The organism is Rhodanobacter sp. DHG33, assembly GCF_014843005.1.
GTDB lineage: Bacteria > Pseudomonadota > Gammaproteobacteria > Xanthomonadales > Rhodanobacteraceae > Rhodanobacter_A.
The window spans coordinates 108,753-125,821 of record NZ_JACYXM010000004.1 but is presented as its reverse complement, the minus strand read 5'-3'; the positions used below and the strand labels follow the sequence as shown (position 1 = coordinate 125,821).

General features: G+C 61.2%; 11 protein-coding genes. 4 read left to right on the top strand and 7 right to left on the bottom strand.

The features are described from left to right. Window positions 1–100: 100 nt before the first annotated feature. Window positions 101–1,267, bottom strand: coding sequence for an AAA family ATPase (locus IHE46_RS08430; protein WP_192164195.1), 1,167 nt, complete (start codon window positions 1,265–1,267; stop codon window positions 101–103). Between the two features lie 1,519 nt (window positions 1,268–2,786). Between IHE46_RS08430 and IHE46_RS08425 the strand changes: the two genes are divergently transcribed. Both IHE46_RS08425 and IHE46_RS08420 read left to right on the top strand, forming a co-directional pair. Continuing rightward, window positions 2,787–4,406, top strand: a complete 1,620-nt coding sequence (locus IHE46_RS08425; RefSeq protein WP_192164194.1) for a DUF6531 domain-containing protein — start codon at window positions 2,787–2,789, stop codon at window positions 4,404–4,406. Between the two features lie 6 nt (window positions 4,407–4,412). Continuing rightward, window positions 4,413–7,226, top strand: a complete 2,814-nt coding sequence (locus IHE46_RS08420; RefSeq protein ID WP_192164193.1) for an RHS repeat domain-containing protein — start codon at window positions 4,413–4,415, stop codon at window positions 7,224–7,226. Between the two features lie 734 nt (window positions 7,227–7,960). Here the strand turns inward: IHE46_RS08420 and IHE46_RS08415 are convergent. Beyond that, window positions 7,961–8,413 (bottom strand): VOC family protein, encoded by a 453-nt coding sequence (locus IHE46_RS08415; protein ID WP_192164192.1) that lies wholly within the window; start codon window positions 8,411–8,413, stop codon window positions 7,961–7,963. A 118-nt stretch (window positions 8,414–8,531) separates the two neighbouring features. On the opposite strand from IHE46_RS08415, the gene IHE46_RS08410 reads away from it, so the two are divergent. Both IHE46_RS08410 and IHE46_RS08405 read left to right on the top strand, forming a co-directional pair. Further along, window positions 8,532–9,494 carry a GlxA family transcriptional regulator gene (locus tag IHE46_RS08410; RefSeq protein WP_343230007.1) on the top strand — a complete coding sequence of 321 codons (963 nt, stop codon included), beginning with the start codon at window positions 8,532–8,534 and terminating at the stop codon, window positions 9,492–9,494. A gap of 113 nt (window positions 9,495–9,607) precedes the next feature. Further along, the gene (locus IHE46_RS08405) at window positions 9,608–10,717 is read left to right on the top strand and encodes a VOC family protein (protein WP_225562954.1); all 1,110 of its coding nucleotides are present in this window, start codon (window positions 9,608–9,610) and stop codon (window positions 10,715–10,717) included. A 304-nt stretch (window positions 10,718–11,021) separates the two neighbouring features. On the opposite strand, the gene IHE46_RS08400 is transcribed toward IHE46_RS08405, so the two are convergent. From IHE46_RS08400 to IHE46_RS08380, 5 genes are all read right to left on the bottom strand, one after another. Then, a complete protein-coding gene (locus IHE46_RS08400) occupies window positions 11,022–12,140 on the bottom strand; it encodes a TraB/GumN family protein (RefSeq protein ID WP_192164190.1) in 1,119 nt (372 codons plus the stop codon). 326 nt (window positions 12,141–12,466) lie between these two features. Further along, window positions 12,467–13,699, bottom strand: coding sequence for an FtsX-like permease family protein (locus IHE46_RS08395; RefSeq protein WP_192164189.1), 1,233 nt, complete (start codon window positions 13,697–13,699; stop codon window positions 12,467–12,469). A 1-nt stretch (window position 13,700) separates the two neighbouring features. Next, entirely contained in the window at window positions 13,701–14,999 is a 1,299-nt protein-coding gene (locus tag IHE46_RS08390) for an ABC transporter permease (protein WP_192164188.1), read from the bottom strand. A 182-nt stretch (window positions 15,000–15,181) separates the two neighbouring features. Next, window positions 15,182–15,922, bottom strand: coding sequence for a LytTR family DNA-binding domain-containing protein (locus tag IHE46_RS08385; protein ID WP_192164187.1), 741 nt, complete (start codon window positions 15,920–15,922; stop codon window positions 15,182–15,184). Then, window positions 15,919–17,028: a histidine kinase gene (locus tag IHE46_RS08380; protein ID WP_225562911.1), complete on the bottom strand. Its 1,110-nt coding sequence runs from the start codon at window positions 17,026–17,028 to the stop codon at window positions 15,919–15,921. The genes IHE46_RS08385 and IHE46_RS08380 overlap by 4 nt, the downstream gene beginning before the upstream one ends. Window positions 17,029–17,069 lie beyond the last annotated feature (41 nt).

Here is a 17,069-nt window from a genome sequence, read left to right as displayed (position 1 = left end):
GAGGGTATTCAGCCGGGGCGGTTGCCCTGCCTTCATTACGACGACGAATGGCGAGGTCTGAATTCGACAGCCCGCCCGGAAAAATCCGGATTCGCCACGCTTACCTTTCCGGCCAGTACCACGCAGGCTCATCCAGCGGCCGCTGCCCCACGATGCGTGTCTGGCTGAAGTCCTTCTCCAGCGCAATCGTCTGACAGTCGGGAGCGGCCTCCAATGCGGCGATCAACCGCGGTGCATGCGACACCACCCACACCTGGCTGCGCGAAGAGGCGTGAATGATGAGGCGGGCGAGTGCCGGCAGTAGATCCGGATGCAGGCTGGTCTCGGGTTCGTTCAACACCATCAGTGGCGGCGGCCTGGGGGTGTGTAGTGCGGCGATCAGCAGCAGGTAGCGCAGCGTTCCATCGGACAGCTCCATGGCGGAGAGCGGCCGCAGCAGGTCATGCTGCGAAAACATGAGCGTGAAGCGACCACCGTCGCCAATGGAAATGCTTACCTTCGCTCCCGGGAAGGCATCCTCGACCGCCGCGTGGAGCGCTTCCGGGTTGCCGATCTCCTTGATGGTTTCCCAGGCCGCGGCGAGGTCCGCGCCATCGTGGCCCATCACCACCGTGCGCGTTCCCAATTGCGCCTGTCTCGCCGGCGCATCGCGGTCCGAGCGGAAGTGGTCGTAGAAGCGCCACGCCCGGATGGCTTCGCGCACGCGAATCGCCTCCGGCGCGCGCTCCGGATCGGCAACCTGGGTGAGCAGGCTCTCGAAGCCACTGAGATGGTCGGAAACGACCCGCCAGGCGCGCCCGTCCCGAACACGCGCCAGCGGCCCCCGGCGATCGATGAGCACGTTGGATGACCTCAGGAAGAGGCCGCTCCAGATCGCCTCGCGCTTGAACTCCGGATCGAGGGCGAAGGCCGGTGCAGTGGGCGGCGGCGGAAACCCGAGGTCCATGGCATAACCGAAATCCTCGCCGGCGAACCCCAGCTTCAAATTGACGGGCTCTTGCCGAACGACACCCTGGACCGGCACCTCGCCTCGCCGCATGCGTTCGGATACGTGCTCGGGACCGGCCCAAAGGGTGGAGGACAAACCGCCCTCGCGCGCCAACGCCCCGACCACACCACCGCAGGCCGCTTCCGCCAGCAGCCGCAACGCGCGATAGAGATTCGATTTGCCGCTGCCGTTCGGGCCGGTGATCAGGTTCAGCCGTCCAAGCGGGACGACCAGGGATCGTATCGAACGGTAGTTGGCGACAGCCAAGGTCTGCAGCATCGCATGCTCCCCAGAAGGTCCCGCACTGGAACATCGATCTCATGCTAGGAGCGGACAGTCTCTGTTTTCGAGACTGGGATGCAGGTAGCTGTCTGCTTGCTTGCGGGTTTGGTTAGGGGGGGCTGCTTTGGGTCGAAAGCGGGCGAAATCTAGGTTGCATCATGCCCGTTCTCGACTTTTCAGTTGGCCGAAAATGCCAATCTCGCAGGGCACTTCATGTCTGACTTTGCGACCAAAGGTGCGGCATGAACATGGTGCGAAAAGTCTTGGCTGTCGTCCTGGCCTTCAGCGCGGTCCATACATGCGCAGCCGTGGCTCAGTCTAACTTGTCGCCCAAGCCCGCCCCTGTCTGGCAATCCGATCCGCCACTTGAACAAGTGCCGCTATAGCCGATAGGTTTGGAGGTTGCGCGCCCACCGGTGACGGGTCCCGAGGTGATTGAAGGTCGCAACGTCGAAAATATCACTGCCCCGACGATGACCGTTTACCCGCCAAAAATCAGAGAAAACGGCACGGCCGTGTTTGTTTTTCCAGGTGGCGGATTCAATGTGCTGGCAATCGGCGACGAAGGTGTCGAAGTCCAATTGCACTCTTCGGCAACGAGAGCCCATGCGAAGCGTCGGTTGTATTGCCGCTACCTAGCCAGCTCGAGGACACCGGAGCCGACTACGCTCGAGTTGACATGAGCCTTGGCCGCCATCCGATGCGGCAGCTTCGTTCTCGCTTACGTGCGGCGCGTTGCCTGGACGGCCGAGCGCTGCGCGGTTGTCCGAACGGGAGCTGGGTGCGAGTCGCTGGATTGGTTGTCATGCGCCAGCGCCCTTCAACAACTAGTGGTGTGACCATCGTGTCCATGGAGAGCGGGCACGGCCTTATCAACTTGATTGTCTGGCGGGAGGTAGGCGAAACCTATCGTCAGATCTTTCTTACTTCGAATTTGCTCGTCGTGAAAGGCGAATGGTAGCAAGTGGATGGCAATGCGCCCGTTATCGTGCAGCACATGCGAGATCTCTCTGGGCTCTGGTCATCGCTTGAGGCAAAGTCGAGGGATTTTCGCTAGATCGGACATTGGCCTGAACTGACAGCTCCCACATCGAGTCAACCCTAGATCTCAGGGATGCTCCCTCGCATTCATTGCATAGATTTGCGCCTACAGCATCGAGCGCGGCGTCAGCTGAACATGCCGTTGTCCTGGCTGTCAGGCGACGCCGACGTGCACAAGTCAGGCGCAGGCCGGCGACCGGGACACTTCGGCCTCTGCAGCAAGGCAGAGAGGCACTCGCCAGTAAATGATCTGAACATCGGTAATCCGCTACTTTTCGCCAAGGTTCCGCCGAGTGCTCGGTACTGGGAGTGTCGGGCTTCTCACATCTGGGAATGTCGGGATTGACCTACAGCCCCCAAGGCAGAACCTGATAGATGGCGGCCGAGCGGTCGTGTAGAACTTGATCCAAGTATGTGCTCGGACCGCTGTCGCGAGCGTGAAGGAAGAGTTATCACAACCAAGGAAAGGGTAAGCATGAAACGCATCGCGTTCATTCTTTTTGCGCTGCTTGTCGCGTCGGTTGCGCACGCCGATGATCAGTATTACTACCTCATCACAGGTACAAACGGCGATGTGGCCGATGGGGTCCATTACCCCACTCCAGATGCGGCGTGCAGGGTCATGTATCCACAATTGGAGGCTGCCCTCACCCAGGAATTGGAGGGGCCTGACGAAACTGTCGCACCTTCGCCCTACACGTCACCGACATTGATTTATAGCGAACCACCTAACACGGCACTGTACGACTGCGAGGCAACAGCTACTGTCACATACCTAGTAGATGGGAGTACGCAAACTTTCACCAATGACGACACTATCTCGCAGGCTGGTGATAACTGCACGGATGCCCAGACCTATAACCCTAGTACTGGACTTTGCGAAGACCCCACAGACGATCAGAGCCGCAAAGAGTTGGGTGACTCCGATAGCGCCCAGGTGACAGGTGGTGCCATTGTCTGCAAGAGTGTCGGTGATCCGATCAATGCCGCCGTGGGCAATGTGTTTGAGTCCGAGACGGACTACCAGGATGCCGACGGCGAACTTCGGTTCGTTCGCTATTACAACTCGGGCCCGGGCTATTGGACACATAGCTACAGCACCCTTTTGGTTGCTGGAGATAATGTCCTGCAAATCTACTTCGATGACGGTCATTCCTCGCTGTTCAAAGTGAACAACAATGTGGCGACCGCCGAGCCAACCGAGTTGGGCCGCATAGATCAAGTCAACGGCCAATGGGTTTATACGTCACCGGCCAATGAGAAGTTCACCTTCAACACTTCCGGGCACTTGGTGAAGTACCAGCAAGCTAATGGATTGGCGCAGACGTTGGCCTATACGACCAATCCGGATAACAGCGGCAGCGTCACGGTCACCGATTCACGCGGTCACACGATGACGTGGAACACTTCGACGTACGGCCTGGCGACCCAGCTGGCAGCAGGTGACCTGACAGTGGCGTATACATGGAACGTCACGCCGCAGTACACCTATCAGCTCACCGGAGTCGCTAAAACTCGTGCCAACCATACCTCCACGCGTATCTATGCCTATGGTGATTCGAACAACGACGCCTTGCTGACTGGCGTCACCGACGAGCGCGGCATTGCCTATTCGTCCTGGTCCTACGATACGCAAGGTCGCGCCACCTCCAGCCAACATGCCGGTGGAGCCGATTTGACCACGGTGAGCTACAACAGTGATGGCACGAGCACTGTTACAAATGCGCTGGGGCATGGCGTTACCTTCACCTATCAGGTGATCCAAGGCGTCAAACGAGTCACTTCTATTGCCGGGCAGCCCACGGCCAGCTGCCCAGCCAGCAACTCATCCTTTGCCTATACGACCAGCGGGCAGGTGCAGACCCAGACCGATGCGCTGGGACATGTTACGGCCTATACCTATGACACCCTGGGGCGCGAAATCACGCGCGTGGAGGCACAGGGTACCCCCCAAGTCCGCACGATCACCACGACATGGAATCCCACTTGGCCCTACTTGCGCCAGACGGTGAGTACCTCGGATCGGACCACCACGTACGGCTACGACAGCCAAGGTCGCCCGACATCCACCACCGTGCACGACAACAAGGAGTAAGTCGCCATGAGGATGGCATCACGCACCTATCGCAACACGAAGCTCGCACTGAGTTTGGCCATGGTCTTTTGTGCCGATCTGGCACATGCCGCGGCATCAGAAAGCACATGGACACGTACCTATAACGCTCAAGGGTTGGTCGAAGCCATCGATGGTCCGCGTACCGACGTCACTGATGTCACACACTACACGTACGATGCACAGGGGCGCTTAGCCACCGTGACGGATGCCGTTGGTCACGTCACGACCTATGGCAGCTATGACAGCTTCGGTAACCCTGGCCAAATTACGGACCCCAATGGAGTTGTCACCACCATTACCTATACCCCACAGGAATGGCCGGCGACGACCACTCGTGACAGCACAGGCACACCATCTGCGGCCACGTTGACCTATGATGAGGCCGGTGATCTGACGCGGACGCAAGATGCTGATGGTGTCGTTCTGACGTACACCTACGACAACGCGCGACGCCTCACTGATATTACCGATGGGGCAGGGAATCACATCCACTACACCTTGGACGCGGCTGGCAATCGCACCAAAGAAGAAACGTTCGACCCATCGAACGCACTCACCAGCACGATTTCGCGCACCTTTACCAGTCTCAGCCAGCTACTAACCCTGACAGATGCGCTGGGTCATAAGCGACTCAGCTACAGCTATCCCGATGGTTATGATGCGGCGGGCCATCCAACTCATAGTGTAGACGCGGTGGGAGCACAGCACACCCAGCGTTATGACGCGTTGGAGCGAGTGATCAGCAGCGTCGACGACGCCAACGGTACAAATGCCGGAACGCAGAACACCACGACAGCCTTCGGCCATGATGCTAGCGACAATCTGACGAGCGTGACGGACCCGAGCAACCTAACGACCACGTACAGCTATGACGGCCTGGGTCACCGCACGGGCTTGCAAAGTCCTGATACTGGCGCAAGCGCTGATACCTACGACGCAGCCGGCAACCGACTGACCCATACCGATGCCAACGGCATCACCAGCACCACAACCTACGACGCGCTAAACCGCCCGACGGGTACCGCATATGTCGACACGACACTCAATGTTGGCTATGCCTATGATGAGGCCAACAGTGTTACCGGGTGCACCAGCAGCGCCCCCACCGGGCGTCTTACCCGCGTTGTGGAGAATGCTGTTACTACAGTCTATTGCTACGACGCTCTAGGCCATGTAATCCAGAAGCGGCAAATCATGATCGCCAACACCGATGTTACTAGCTATGCCTATACGCCAGGCGGTCGCTTGCGACAGATGACTGAGCCGGATAGCACCGTTGTCGCCAATACCTACAATTCTCTGGGCCAACTGACGAGTGTGCAGGTCACACCACCGAGCGGCGGTATACAAACCGTCGTCAGTGACATTACTTATCGGCCGTTCGGTCCCATCGCTAGCTACACCCTAGGAAACGGCCAGATGGTGACTCGCACCTATGACGCAACGTATGCGTTGACGGATATCACGAGTCCCGCACTGAACCTCCACTTCGCTCGTGACGCCATGGGACGCATTGCAGCCGAGGGCAACACAGTAGGCGCTTCCCCAGCAAATGAAACGTACCACTACGACGCACTGTCACGGCTGGTCGAAGTGGATGACTCCAACGGCAATCCAATCCAGACCTTAACCTACAACACAACCGGTGATCGGCTCAGTAAATCCGGCGGCATCTATGCAAACGGAGCCTATGGCTATACCTCCGATACCCATCAACTCAGCAGCGTGGGCAACAGTGTCAGGGTCAACGATGCCAATGGCAATACAACAGGTCTCAGCAACGCAGGCCTGTCTTTTGGGTATGGATACAACGGACGTAACCGGCTCACTTTGACGCAAGCCAACGGCAACACGGTTGGCACCTATATTTACAATGCGCTGGGCGAGCGCATCCAAAAGATGGCTACGCAGCTGGGCACCTCTGTGACAGAGCGCTTTGCCTATGACGAGCAAAATCACCTTGTCGGTGAGTATGGAAGCAACGCGCGCGACTACGTCTGGGCTGGTGACCTTCCGGTCGCAGTAGTCGACTCGTCCAGCGTAAGCACCACCGTCAATTATGTAACAGCTGACCATCTGGGTGCGCCTCGCGCGATCACCAACAGCGCGGGAATCCTCATCTGGCAGTGGATTTGGTTGAACAACCCTTTTGGCGAACAAGAACCAACCAGTTCAACAGGCTACACGTATAACTTGCGTTTCCCCGGCCAGTATTACGACGCGGAGACGGGGCTGTGGAGTAACGGATTCCGTGACTACGACTCGACGACTGGGCGATACATGGAAAGCGATCCATCGGGTATGTCGGGTGGTATCAATACATACGCTTACGTGGGCGGGGATCCTATCGACGCAGTTGATCCAGCTGGCCTGCGTTATGTCGATGTATACATTTGGCGGGCTCACGGTAGCAAGGTTGGGCATGTAATGGTTACTGAGGATAATTCGACGGAAGTAATTCTTAGCCAATTCCCAGCCAATGGCTTCATTTGGGGAAAAAACCAAAAGGAAGGCTTCGAAGATACCGAAAGGGATGAAGGTATGGCGCCATCCGAGATCTGGCGAATCTATGTCCCAGATGACCAAGCATTTGACCAAGCTGCAGCGCGTGAGCGGAGTCGCTATCTTTGGTCTTGGAATCCGTCAAGTTTCACCACGCAATGCTCCATCGCCGCATCACGAGCGTTGCAAGCTGGTGGCGTGGGGATCGATGCTCAAACCAACGGAGTTCTTCCGCCCGGATTTTTTGCCAACAATCTCTTGTTGCATAGTGGCCCCACCATTCAACGCATACACTAAAAACATAGTCGCAGATGGAGTTCTGAGAGATGAGGTACTTTGCAACCTTGTATTCAATAGTCTTCGGCGTTTTTGCGTCGTGGGCATGGATCACTGTCTTGATATACCACGGATCAACACAGGAGCATTTGCTTCCAAGCGTTTTGTTAGGCATCGTAACCTTGCCATCATCACTTTTGATGGGCAGCATTGTGTCAATGCATCCTAGTCTCTTGGATCACACGATCGCCATGTTGTCTATGTTGACGGCGTTTGGTCTAATCCAAGTGGCGCTCGTATGGATATTAGGTATCCTTATTAGACGCATGCGGGTACAGGCAAATCGAACCGGCCGGCCCTAAGCAGCTCAGGGTCTCTAAGCTGGGCGAACTAAGTTTTTACAGCAAGGGCGAAACGGTTCAGCACCCTTGCGCAAGCCGACCCACAATGTCAGGCGAGGGCCGATCTCCGGGGCCCATCAGCGCGGCACACGAATTGAGGAGCCGCGCAGCGCCTCCTCACGCTCCAGTCCCTCGGCGCAATCGATGGCCTCGCCGTCCAGGTCGCACGGTAAGGGCTTTGGCATGTGATCGGTGAGTTTGCTCTGAGGTGGCTGATCGGCGCTAGCAGGTCGGTTGCTCGAAGTCATTCAATTGGTCTCAGGATGCGAGCTATACGGCATTGTGTAGTGGGTGTCGCATAAGGTCCGCTTTGGGTCGAAAGCGAACATTGCGTCGTATGTATCACGGCCGCCGCTAGTGCTTAGACTCCCAGAGCTCGACCTTGTTTCCCTCAGGATCCAGGATCCACGCAAAACGCCCATTGGGATCGCTGTCGTCGCGCTTGAGCACCTTGACGCCCTTGGCTTGCAGCCGCGCAAGCAACGCATCCATGTCGTCGACGGCGTAGTCGATCATCAAACCACTCGTCGATGGTGCGAAGTACTTCGTCGAGGCGGGAAACGCATTCCACGCCAGCGCAGGCGGATGCTTGGGCGCGTCGTAGCGGAGCGCCGCGCCGCCCCAGGCTTCCACCGGCATGCCGAGGACATCGCGATACCAGGCTGCCAGCGCTTTGGGATCTTTTGCCTTGAAAAAGATGCCGCCGACACCGGTGATGTGCCCGGCCGGCGGTGTGGACGCAGCCGTTGCCAGGCCGGCAACGGAAAACACGGTCAGGCACAGCAGGAATATCGATCGCCGTTTCATCCCAGTCCTCCCCCGTTGGTTGGCCGGCTCATTCTGACATGCCGGCCCGTGCGCGCCGGGCCGAAAGAGGCCATCAGTCACCTTGACGCCCGCGCCACAGTTACGCCAATTTCCGGACATGGAATCTAGTCATGCGACGGCCGCCATGCGACGCGAAATCGCCATCGTCGTTTTCCCCGGGTTTCAGTTGCTGGATGCCGCCGGCCCGGTGGCCGTGTTCGAGATGGCGGAGCGCTTCCGGCCGGACAGTTATGCGATCCACGTGGTGGCTCCGGGTGGAGGCATCGTGCGCAGTTCGTCGGGCGTCTGCCTGGCCGCCGCGCCGATGGAATCGGGGCATTTCGATACGGTCATCGTGGCGGGCGGCAATCTGGCCCAGCTCGAGGAAAGCCAGGCCGGCATCGTGGCGTGGCTGGTCGGCGATGCGTGGCGCCGCGTGGCGGGCGTCTGCTCGGGCGCGTTCTTCCTTGCGGAGGCCGGGCTGCTGGACGATCGCCGCGCCACCACGCACTGGGCGGCGGCCGAAGGTTTCCGGTTGCGCTATCCCAACGTGCGGCTCGACGCCGACCGGATGTTCGTCAGGGACGGGGATGTGTGGACCTCGGCGGGCATTTCCGCGGGGATCGATCTGGCGCTGGCGCTGGTGGAAGACGACCTCGGCCCCGGCATTGCACGTCGCGCGGCCCAGCAGCTCGTCGTGCATCAGCGGCGGCACGTGGGTCAGTCGCAGTATTCGGTGCTGGTGGAGCAGGGCGGCAAGACCGGGCGGTTCGGTGACCTGATCCGCTGGATGCGCGCGCGCCTGGCCGAGCCCATGACGATCGAGCGGCTGGCCGAACGCGCGGCGATGAGTCCCCGGCATTTTGCACGCGCCTTCGCGGCGGACATCGGTGCGACGCCGGCGAAGGTCGTGGAAGGTCTGCGGCTGGAAGCCGCGCGCGTCGCGGTCGAGACGAGCCATCTCAACCTGGACCACATTGCCGCCTCGACCGGTTTCGGCGATGCGAGTCGCATGCGTCGCGCCTTCGTGCGTGCCTTCGGCGCGTCGCCCCAGTCGTTGCGGCGCAGTGCCGGAGCCTGACGGCGGCAACGGTCGGCAAGCCTTTTCTGCGTTGACTGTTTTTGTCCGGAAATTGTCCTTGCGGGCGGCGGTCCGAGCATCGATAAAAGAGCAGGGCGGCCGGCTTGCTTCGAATGCCCTGTTCACCGGGCGGCCGGTCGTCCGGCATCGATAGCTGTGGGCGCGAGCGTCATGAGGTTCGTGGCCGACGCAAGGAAACCGTTCTTCACGTGAGGATTCGCATGCGCCTGATTCCGCTTCTTTCCGCATGGCTTCTGTGTGCCGGCGCCGTGCAGGCCGCCACGACGGCACCTGCGCCGACGACTGCCGGTACACGGCTGGATCACATCCTGCTGTGGGGGCGGGGGATCGATCAGGTCACCTCGATCATGGCCGTCAAGCTGGGTTTCCAGGTTCGCCCGGGGCACGATCCCGGTGGCGTGGCCAATCGCTATATCCGGTTCTCGGACAGCAGCTTCATCGAGCTGCTCGGCATCACTCGTCCGGACCCCGCGTTCGATCCGGGCATGAAGCAGGATCAAGAGGCTCTGAAGGGTGGGCCTGGTTCGCGCACGTTCGGTTTCCGCACTTCGTCGCTGGATACCATCCACGCTTCGCTGCAGGCGCTGCATTACGCCGTCACGCCTTTCTTCTCCGGCCCGGACAGTGCGAAGCCGGGCTGGCGCCTGTTCGCGTTCGATCGCGCGCCGTTGTCCAGCAATACCTTCTTCATCGACTACGCCGCGGGCTACGCCCCCGATCAGTTCGATCCTGCCAATGCCGACGACTACCGCCTGACGCGCGAGCACCCCAACGGCGCGCGCGAGCTTTCGTCGATATGGCTGGTGTCTGGCGACGCCGATGCCGACCGCCAGCAGCTGGAAAAGATGGGCTTCGGCCACGCGGTGCCGGTGAAGTTGCCGCAGGTCGGCGCGAAGGGATACTGCATACCGGTCGGGCCAACCGCGCTGCTGGCGCTTCAGCCCGATGGCAATGGCCTCGCCGAGCGAGTCATGGCAGGCGGCCCGCGCATTCTGGGTGTCAGCTTCGGGGTGGTCGACCTCGAGCGCGCACGACGCTGGGTCGAGCGTGGTTACGAAGGCAAGCTGGCGACCTATCGCGGCCTGTCTGGCGAATCCTTCCTGGCGCCTACGCAGGACGACCTTGGTCTGTCCATCGAATTCCATGCAATGCAGGCGGGCCGTTTGCCCTGTGCCATGGCGACAGCGTCACGCGATAGGTGAAATGGCCGCGCCGATCGGACCATTGTCGTGAATTGCACGGGGTAGCCATTTGGCCTTCGGCTTGTGGCGCTGTGCGAAAGTCTCTAACGATGAAGCGGCGTCTGAACACGCTTCGTACAGTCTTCGATGAAAGCCCTGGCAACTGCGAAGCCCGCTTCGGGTCGAAAGCGGACATACTCGCTCTGAAGTAAAAGGGATCGACAGGTCCCATGCGGTGCAGGCGACGATGAGCGCCGCCAGAACCAAGGCGATCCTGTTTCCTGCAGGTGGAAGGTGTCAGCCTGCCCGGCAAACAGCGTGCTGGTCACTCACTCGGCGCCTGCACGCTATAACCATCGGAACGCAGTACGCTCAGATAACCATCTGGCGCAAGCAACTCATGCATAGGCAGCACTGCAAAAGTCCGCTGATTTTTATCGATCGCATGCTCCGCGCTATCGATCCAGTTTTCCCTGACGCGGCCTTCGATGTCGTTGATTCCGAGCGCCCTGGCGAATTGCGAGTCGTCCAGCGTCGACAGGCACGAGTCCTCCTGCGCTTGCGACATGATCGACCGAAGCATGCCGATATCGCCCGTCGCCCACGCATTCGCTCGTACCGTCGCCTGGGCAAGATCGTGATCGAGTGCGTCCAGTACGTCGCGCAGGCAGCGCTGATCGTTCAGCGATGTTTCGCTCAAGGTGCGGATGGTGTCGTGCGGGTCTTTCAGCAAAAGATGGTACGAGGTCTCGACGGCCTGGACTCTGTCGTGTGTGGCGATCTTGTAGACGATGTTCTCCACGCCGTAGTCATCGACCAGTCCGTAGTGCGTTAGCGCGGCCTCATAAAGTTCGTGCCCCGCCAGAATCGGCCGCAAGCGCTCCACGCGGCTGTCGCCTTTGAGATACCTGGTTTTCTGAGCCAACCAGTGCCGGTAGAGCTCCGGTGTCAGCACGTCCCGCAAGGTCTGATGATCGGGATTCGTTCCGAACTCCTGGGGCGGTGGCATGATCGAATTGTCGGTCGGCATCATCGAGTCGAGGTAGAAATTCGTTGGCACGCCGATCTTCAGGCTTGGCAGCTTCAACACCGCTTGCGATGCAGCAATCCGGCTCTCGACATCCGCCGACTTCCACTGCATGTTCTTTGGCACCGGCGACGTAAGGCCGAGCACCCACATGACGTGGTTTCCCTTGCTCACCTTCCACAGGGCGGGGCCGGGCAGGACACCGGTGACCACCACTGGCGCGAGTGTGACTGCCGTGCTCGATGTCGGCGCTGGTGCCGACGAGGATTGCACATCCGCCGCGCTGCTCAGGCAGACAACCAAGCCCGCCGCGAGGGAAAGGGCAAGGATGAATCGCTTTCGATTCGCGTGCAGATTGAGCCCAAGTCCCCCGAGCGTCATGGCGATTTCTTCATGGCCGCATCCGCCCGCCGACATGGGCATAAACCCTATTACCGACTTGGTCAGCAGGTCAAACTACCGCCGTTTTCATTTTAGCGGTGCCAGTCGCAAGCGACATCGGGGTGGACGTCTCGATATAAAAGTGTCCGCTTTGGGTCGAAAGTGGACACCTCGATCAGCCTATGCGACTGCTCTAGCCAACAAGCCGAATTAGCCAGTCACATTGAAAGTAGATCGGCTCAGCCACGGAGTCCGATCAGCCTGTACTTCGCGGGTGGGCCTGTCGCGACACGCGTGCTGTTGCACGATGCCTCTTCTTTCGTACCGGTCGCATGGCCTTCACCGGAGGGAAAGGGAACGGCTCACACGCTCCTCGTTGCCACTACAGGCGGTACGTGCGAAGCACGAAGCGCTGGGCCTAACACGGCGAGCTGGCCGATAGTCCATAGTGCCAGTGCGCCAACCGGCAAGTAGACGCCCGGCAGCCGCGGCAATTCGTAGTGCATCATCAATAGCAGGTTGATGCCGTAAGCCAGCGCCATGCCCAGCGCGATACCGATCGTCGCCAGCAGGAAGTTCTCGGTCTGGAAGTAATGCAGGATGTCGCTGCGCGTGGCGCCCAGCGCGCGACGCACGCCGATGGTGCGGCGGCGTTGTCCGACCCAGAAACTGGATAGTCCCGCGATGCCCAGCGCGGTGACGATGAGCAGCGCTATGATGACGCCTGCCAGCATGCCTGCCATGGCACGATCGTTCTCGAAGAACCCATGGCGCAGTTCGTCATAGGTGCGCTGCTCCAGCACGATGCGATCGGGGTCGAGTTGCTTGAGTGCGGCCAACGCGGATCTCAGCACACGTTCGCGATCCCCCGGAGCGGTGCGGATCACGTAGCTTCCCCCTTCCGTCGCGGTCAGGCGTATTGGCAGCACGACGCTGTACTGGGCGCCCATCTGCAGGTTGTCCGGCCGCGCCAGTGGCGCGCTCACGCCGATCACCTGCAGCGGTATGTCGTCGCCCACGTAGATCGTCTTCCCCAATGCGTTCTCGCCTGGCCACAGGCGCGCGGCGACCGCCTGGGCGACGATCACGGTGTGCGGCAGGTTTTTCATGTCGCCGCCGTGCAGCGCAGGCATCACGGCTTTCAGGTCGAGCAGTTCATCGGGCTGGAAATCGCGCCCCGAAATCAGCCGCACGCCCAGTGTGGGCAGCAGGTTCTGGCCGTAGTAGCTCGCCGCCTCCAGCGAATTCTGTTGCTGGTGCGGGTGCAGCTTGAGGCCGCTGCTGGACATGTCTTCGCCGCTCAGCGGCAGTTGGTTGGCCAGCGCCACCGACTGCACCCCGGCGACCTGCCGCAATGTCGCGAGATCGGTTTGCGCCTGCGCGTAGGCATCCGGCCGATCGCCGATGTACGCAAAGCGGATCTGCACGAGTTCGTGTTCGGCAACGCCGCTGGCGATGTCCATCTGCTGCAGGCGTTGATGGATCAGGAACACCGCGTTGCACACGATGGCGCAGGTCAGCGCGATCTGCAGCACCAGCAGGCAGGTGGTGATCCTGTGCCGGTTGAGGGTGGAGAGTATCGGTCGGATATCCATCTCAGGGACTCTTCAGTTGCAGGCCGGGGGCGATGCGACAGGCGCGCCAGGCTGGCAGGCCGCCAGCGAGCAGGCTGGCGCCTATCGCGAGAAGAAAGGTCATCAGCAGCATCGCGCCATCCAGATGCGCCAGCGGCGCGTAGTCCGTCGGTTGCCGGCGCACCAGCCACAGCCCCAGATACGCCAGCAGCAGGCCGCCCAGGCCACCGGCAACGCCGATCACGCCGGACTCCACCAGCAGCTGCATGAACAGCGCACGCCGCGATGCACCCAGTGCGCGGCGCACACCCAGTTCGGCGGAGCGGCGCAGGAACTTGGCCAGCATCAGGCCCACCGTGTTGACCAGGCAGACGAGCAGGAAACCCAGCGCCAGCCAGGTCTGCAGCTGCACGTCGCCGGGCACGACCTGTTCGTAATCCAGCCACTGCATCAGGTTGCGTAGGCGTACGTTCGGCGGGCGCTGGAAGCGGCCCAGCGATTTCTGCTCTTGCGAGTAGTGGATCAGGAACTGCCGGTACGTGGCGGTCTGCTCCGGCGTGTCCAGCTGCACCCAGAACTGCAGCCACACGCACGGTGCCGTGGGCGTGGCGTCGGCGCCGCCATTGCCCCAGCAATTGGCGCCTCCGAGATGCGCCAGATGCAAAGCCTGCGAGGTGGACAACGGCAGGTAGACGCCTTCGCTGCCGCCATAGTTCTTCACGTTGAGGTCGTAGAAATGCGGGTTCGGCCGCCAGTCGCCCAGCACGCCGATGATGCGCAAGGCGTGGCCCTCGACGCGCAGCATCCGTCCGCTGCTGTCGCTGCCGCCGAACAACTTGTCGTTGAGCTTGCTGCTGATTACCACCACGGCCGCGCTGTCCGCGTCTTCGGAGACGCCCCAGCCGTGGCCGTATTGGAACGGCACGCCGAACATGGGAAAGAAATCGGCCGTGGTGTAGCGCGCGGTTTCGTAGAACGGATCGAGCGCGGCCTGCGCCGGCTGGATGGCCACCGAGCCGCCGGTCATCAGTGCCTGATGGTCTGCCCGCTTCGCCTGCAACAGGTTCATGCCGTCGATCCAGGTGACCTGATCCGGCGGTTCGCCCTGTGCCTGATAGTCGCCCATGTCGCGCGGATCGAGCTGCGGCACATACAGCGTGCTACTGCGCCCCGGCAACGGGTTGCCGGACAGCACGTGCAAGACGGTCAGCGTGGTCATGCTGGCGCCGATGCCCAGCGCAATGGCCAGCACCATCAGCGCAGTGAGCACCTTGTTGCGCCGCAGGCTGTGCACGGCGAGGTCGAAGTAGTAGCCGAACATTCCTTTCCTCCTCGTATCGCTTCCGATGCCCCGGTCGGAGCTTGGCTAGCCCGCACGTTTCGCATCGCCGCCGATGGAAGCGGCGATGTGCGTGCCGGGCGACAGGCAGCAGCCTGATCCGCCCGCGATGAGTCGGCAGCAGATTGGGGGTGAGCGGAGACGGGGGCGTGGCGAAGCGGACGCTATCCGCCCATGCGGGCGAACAGCGCTTCGCGGTATCGGCGGCTGAGCCGGACCATGCGGCCGTTGTGCAGGTGGATTTCGTAGTCGCCCTTGAAGAGGGGCGTGAGCGATCCGATGGCGCCGAGGTTCACGGCAGCCGACTTGTGCACGCGCACGAAGCGCTGTTCGCCCAGCTGCGACAGCAGGTCCTGCAATGTCCTGCGCAGCAGATAGCTGCGCGCGGAAGTGTGGACGTGGACGTAGTTGTCGTCGGCTTCCAGCCATTCGACGGATGCCGCATCGATCAGCTGCAGCCGTTCGCCATCCGGTACGAGCAGACGCTCGCAAGTAGGCGCCTGGGCCCGTCCGATCGCCACCGCGGCGGCGCCGGACTCGTGAATGTCCAGACGTTCCCTGACACGCTGCACGGTGCGCGCGAAGCGGTCCCGGTCATAGGGCTTGAGCAGATAGTCGATTGCATTGAGGTCGAACGCATTCACCGCGTGTTCGTCGAACGCGGTCACGAACACGATCAGCGGCGCGCTCGACGGCTCGAGCTGCGCTGCGACCTGGAGCCCCGACAGCGTGGGCATCTGCACATCGAGAAAGGCCACATCCGGGCGAAGCCGTTCGATGCACTGCGCCGCGGACAGGCCGTCCTCGGCGGATCCCACCACGGTCATGCCCGGTTGCTCGGCGACCCAGCGTTCGAGCTTCTCGCGCGCCGGCGCCTCGTCGTCGGCGATCACGGCGCGGATCACGGAAGGCTCTCCGCGAGCGGCAGGGAGACGCGCGCGGCAACGCCGTCGCCCTCGTTGCGGACGAGCAGGGATGCCGCGTCGCCGTAGATGATGCCCAGCCGCTCTCGGCAGTTGCGGAATCCCACGCCGTCGCGGTGCTCCGGCGCCAGCGTGGAGCCTGAGTTGCTGACGACGATTTCCAGGGAGCCGTTGTCGCGGCGTGCGCCGATGAGGATGTGCACGGGCGCCACCGTGCGCTCGACGCCGTGCTTGAACGCATTCTCGAGCAAGGGCTGCAGCAGCAGCGCCGGAACGGGGATATCGAGAACGGTTGAGTCGATCTGCCAGTCCAGCGTCACGCGATCCCGGAACCGCTCGTGCATGATGCCCGCATACAGCTCGAGCGTGCGCAGCTCCTCGGCTAGCGGCGTCATGGCATGCTCATTGGAGCGGAGGCTGATGCGCAGCAGGTCGCCCAGCGCCGCGACCAGACGGTCGGCCCGCTCCACATTCGTATGCATCAGGGCCGAGACGGTATTGAGTGCGTTGAACAGAAAATGCGGCCGCAGTTGCCCCTGCAGCTGTGCAAGCTGCGCTTCGGCCAGCGCTTTCTGCGTGTGCAGCAAGCGGCGCCCTTGGAGCTGCCATTGCCCGTAGGAATCGATGCCGAACAGCACCCCTAGCCACAGTCCGGCGATGTACGTAATTTTGAGGCTCTCGTATACAACGACGAAGCCCCAGCTTGAGTGTTCGTAGGTACGGCCCAAGGCGGCGTAAACGCCGAACCGTATCGCGTACACGGCCGTGATCCACGTGACGAAGATCAACGGCAGCCAGCGCAGATAACTGGCAAACCAGAGCAAGGGCTTGTCCAGATACCGTGCATGGCGTCCACGGGCACGGACCGCAAGCCACATCCATCCGGTCGAGACCAGCGCCGAGCTCCCTTCTGTCAGGATGGGCTGCCACCACCGAGTAAGCGGATCGCGCAGCTGATCCTCGATGGCGGTGCCGATCATGAGCAGCCAGAAAGCCGCCCACAAGATCCACAGCGCAGCCATGCTTTTACGGGAGAACACCGCCTCGTGGTCGGCGTGGACACCCGGCGAAGATTGGCGAGGAAGCATGTTCATCGGGGCCGAGTGTAGCCGTGCCCGCGGCGACGGAT

Excerpts from the sequence above, each read along its gene's own strand:
- IHE46_RS08430 (WP_192164195.1), bottom strand. The coding sequence starts at position 1,267 with ATGCTGCAGACCTTGGCTGTCGCCAACTACCGTTCGATACGATCCCTG.
- IHE46_RS08425 (WP_192164194.1), top strand. The coding sequence starts at position 2,787 with ATGAAACGCATCGCGTTCATTCTTTTTGCGCTGCTTGTCGCGTCGGTT.
- IHE46_RS08420 (WP_192164193.1), top strand. The coding sequence starts at position 4,413 with ATGAGGATGGCATCACGCACCTATCGCAACACGAAGCTCGCACTGAGT.
- IHE46_RS08415 (WP_192164192.1), bottom strand. The coding sequence starts at position 8,413 with ATGAAACGGCGATCGATATTCCTGCTGTGCCTGACCGTGTTTTCCGTT.
- IHE46_RS08410 (WP_343230007.1), top strand. The coding sequence starts at position 8,532 with ATGGAATCTAGTCATGCGACGGCCGCCATGCGACGCGAAATCGCCATC.
- IHE46_RS08405 (WP_225562954.1), top strand. The coding sequence starts at position 9,608 with ATGCCCTGTTCACCGGGCGGCCGGTCGTCCGGCATCGATAGCTGTGGG.
- IHE46_RS08400 (WP_192164190.1), bottom strand. The coding sequence starts at position 12,140 with ATGTCGGCGGGCGGATGCGGCCATGAAGAAATCGCCATGACGCTCGGG.
- IHE46_RS08395 (WP_192164189.1), bottom strand. The coding sequence starts at position 13,699 with ATGGATATCCGACCGATACTCTCCACCCTCAACCGGCACAGGATCACC.
- IHE46_RS08390 (WP_192164188.1), bottom strand. The coding sequence starts at position 14,999 with ATGTTCGGCTACTACTTCGACCTCGCCGTGCACAGCCTGCGGCGCAAC.
- IHE46_RS08380 (WP_225562911.1), bottom strand. The coding sequence starts at position 17,028 with ATGCTTCCTCGCCAATCTTCGCCGGGTGTCCACGCCGACCACGAGGCG.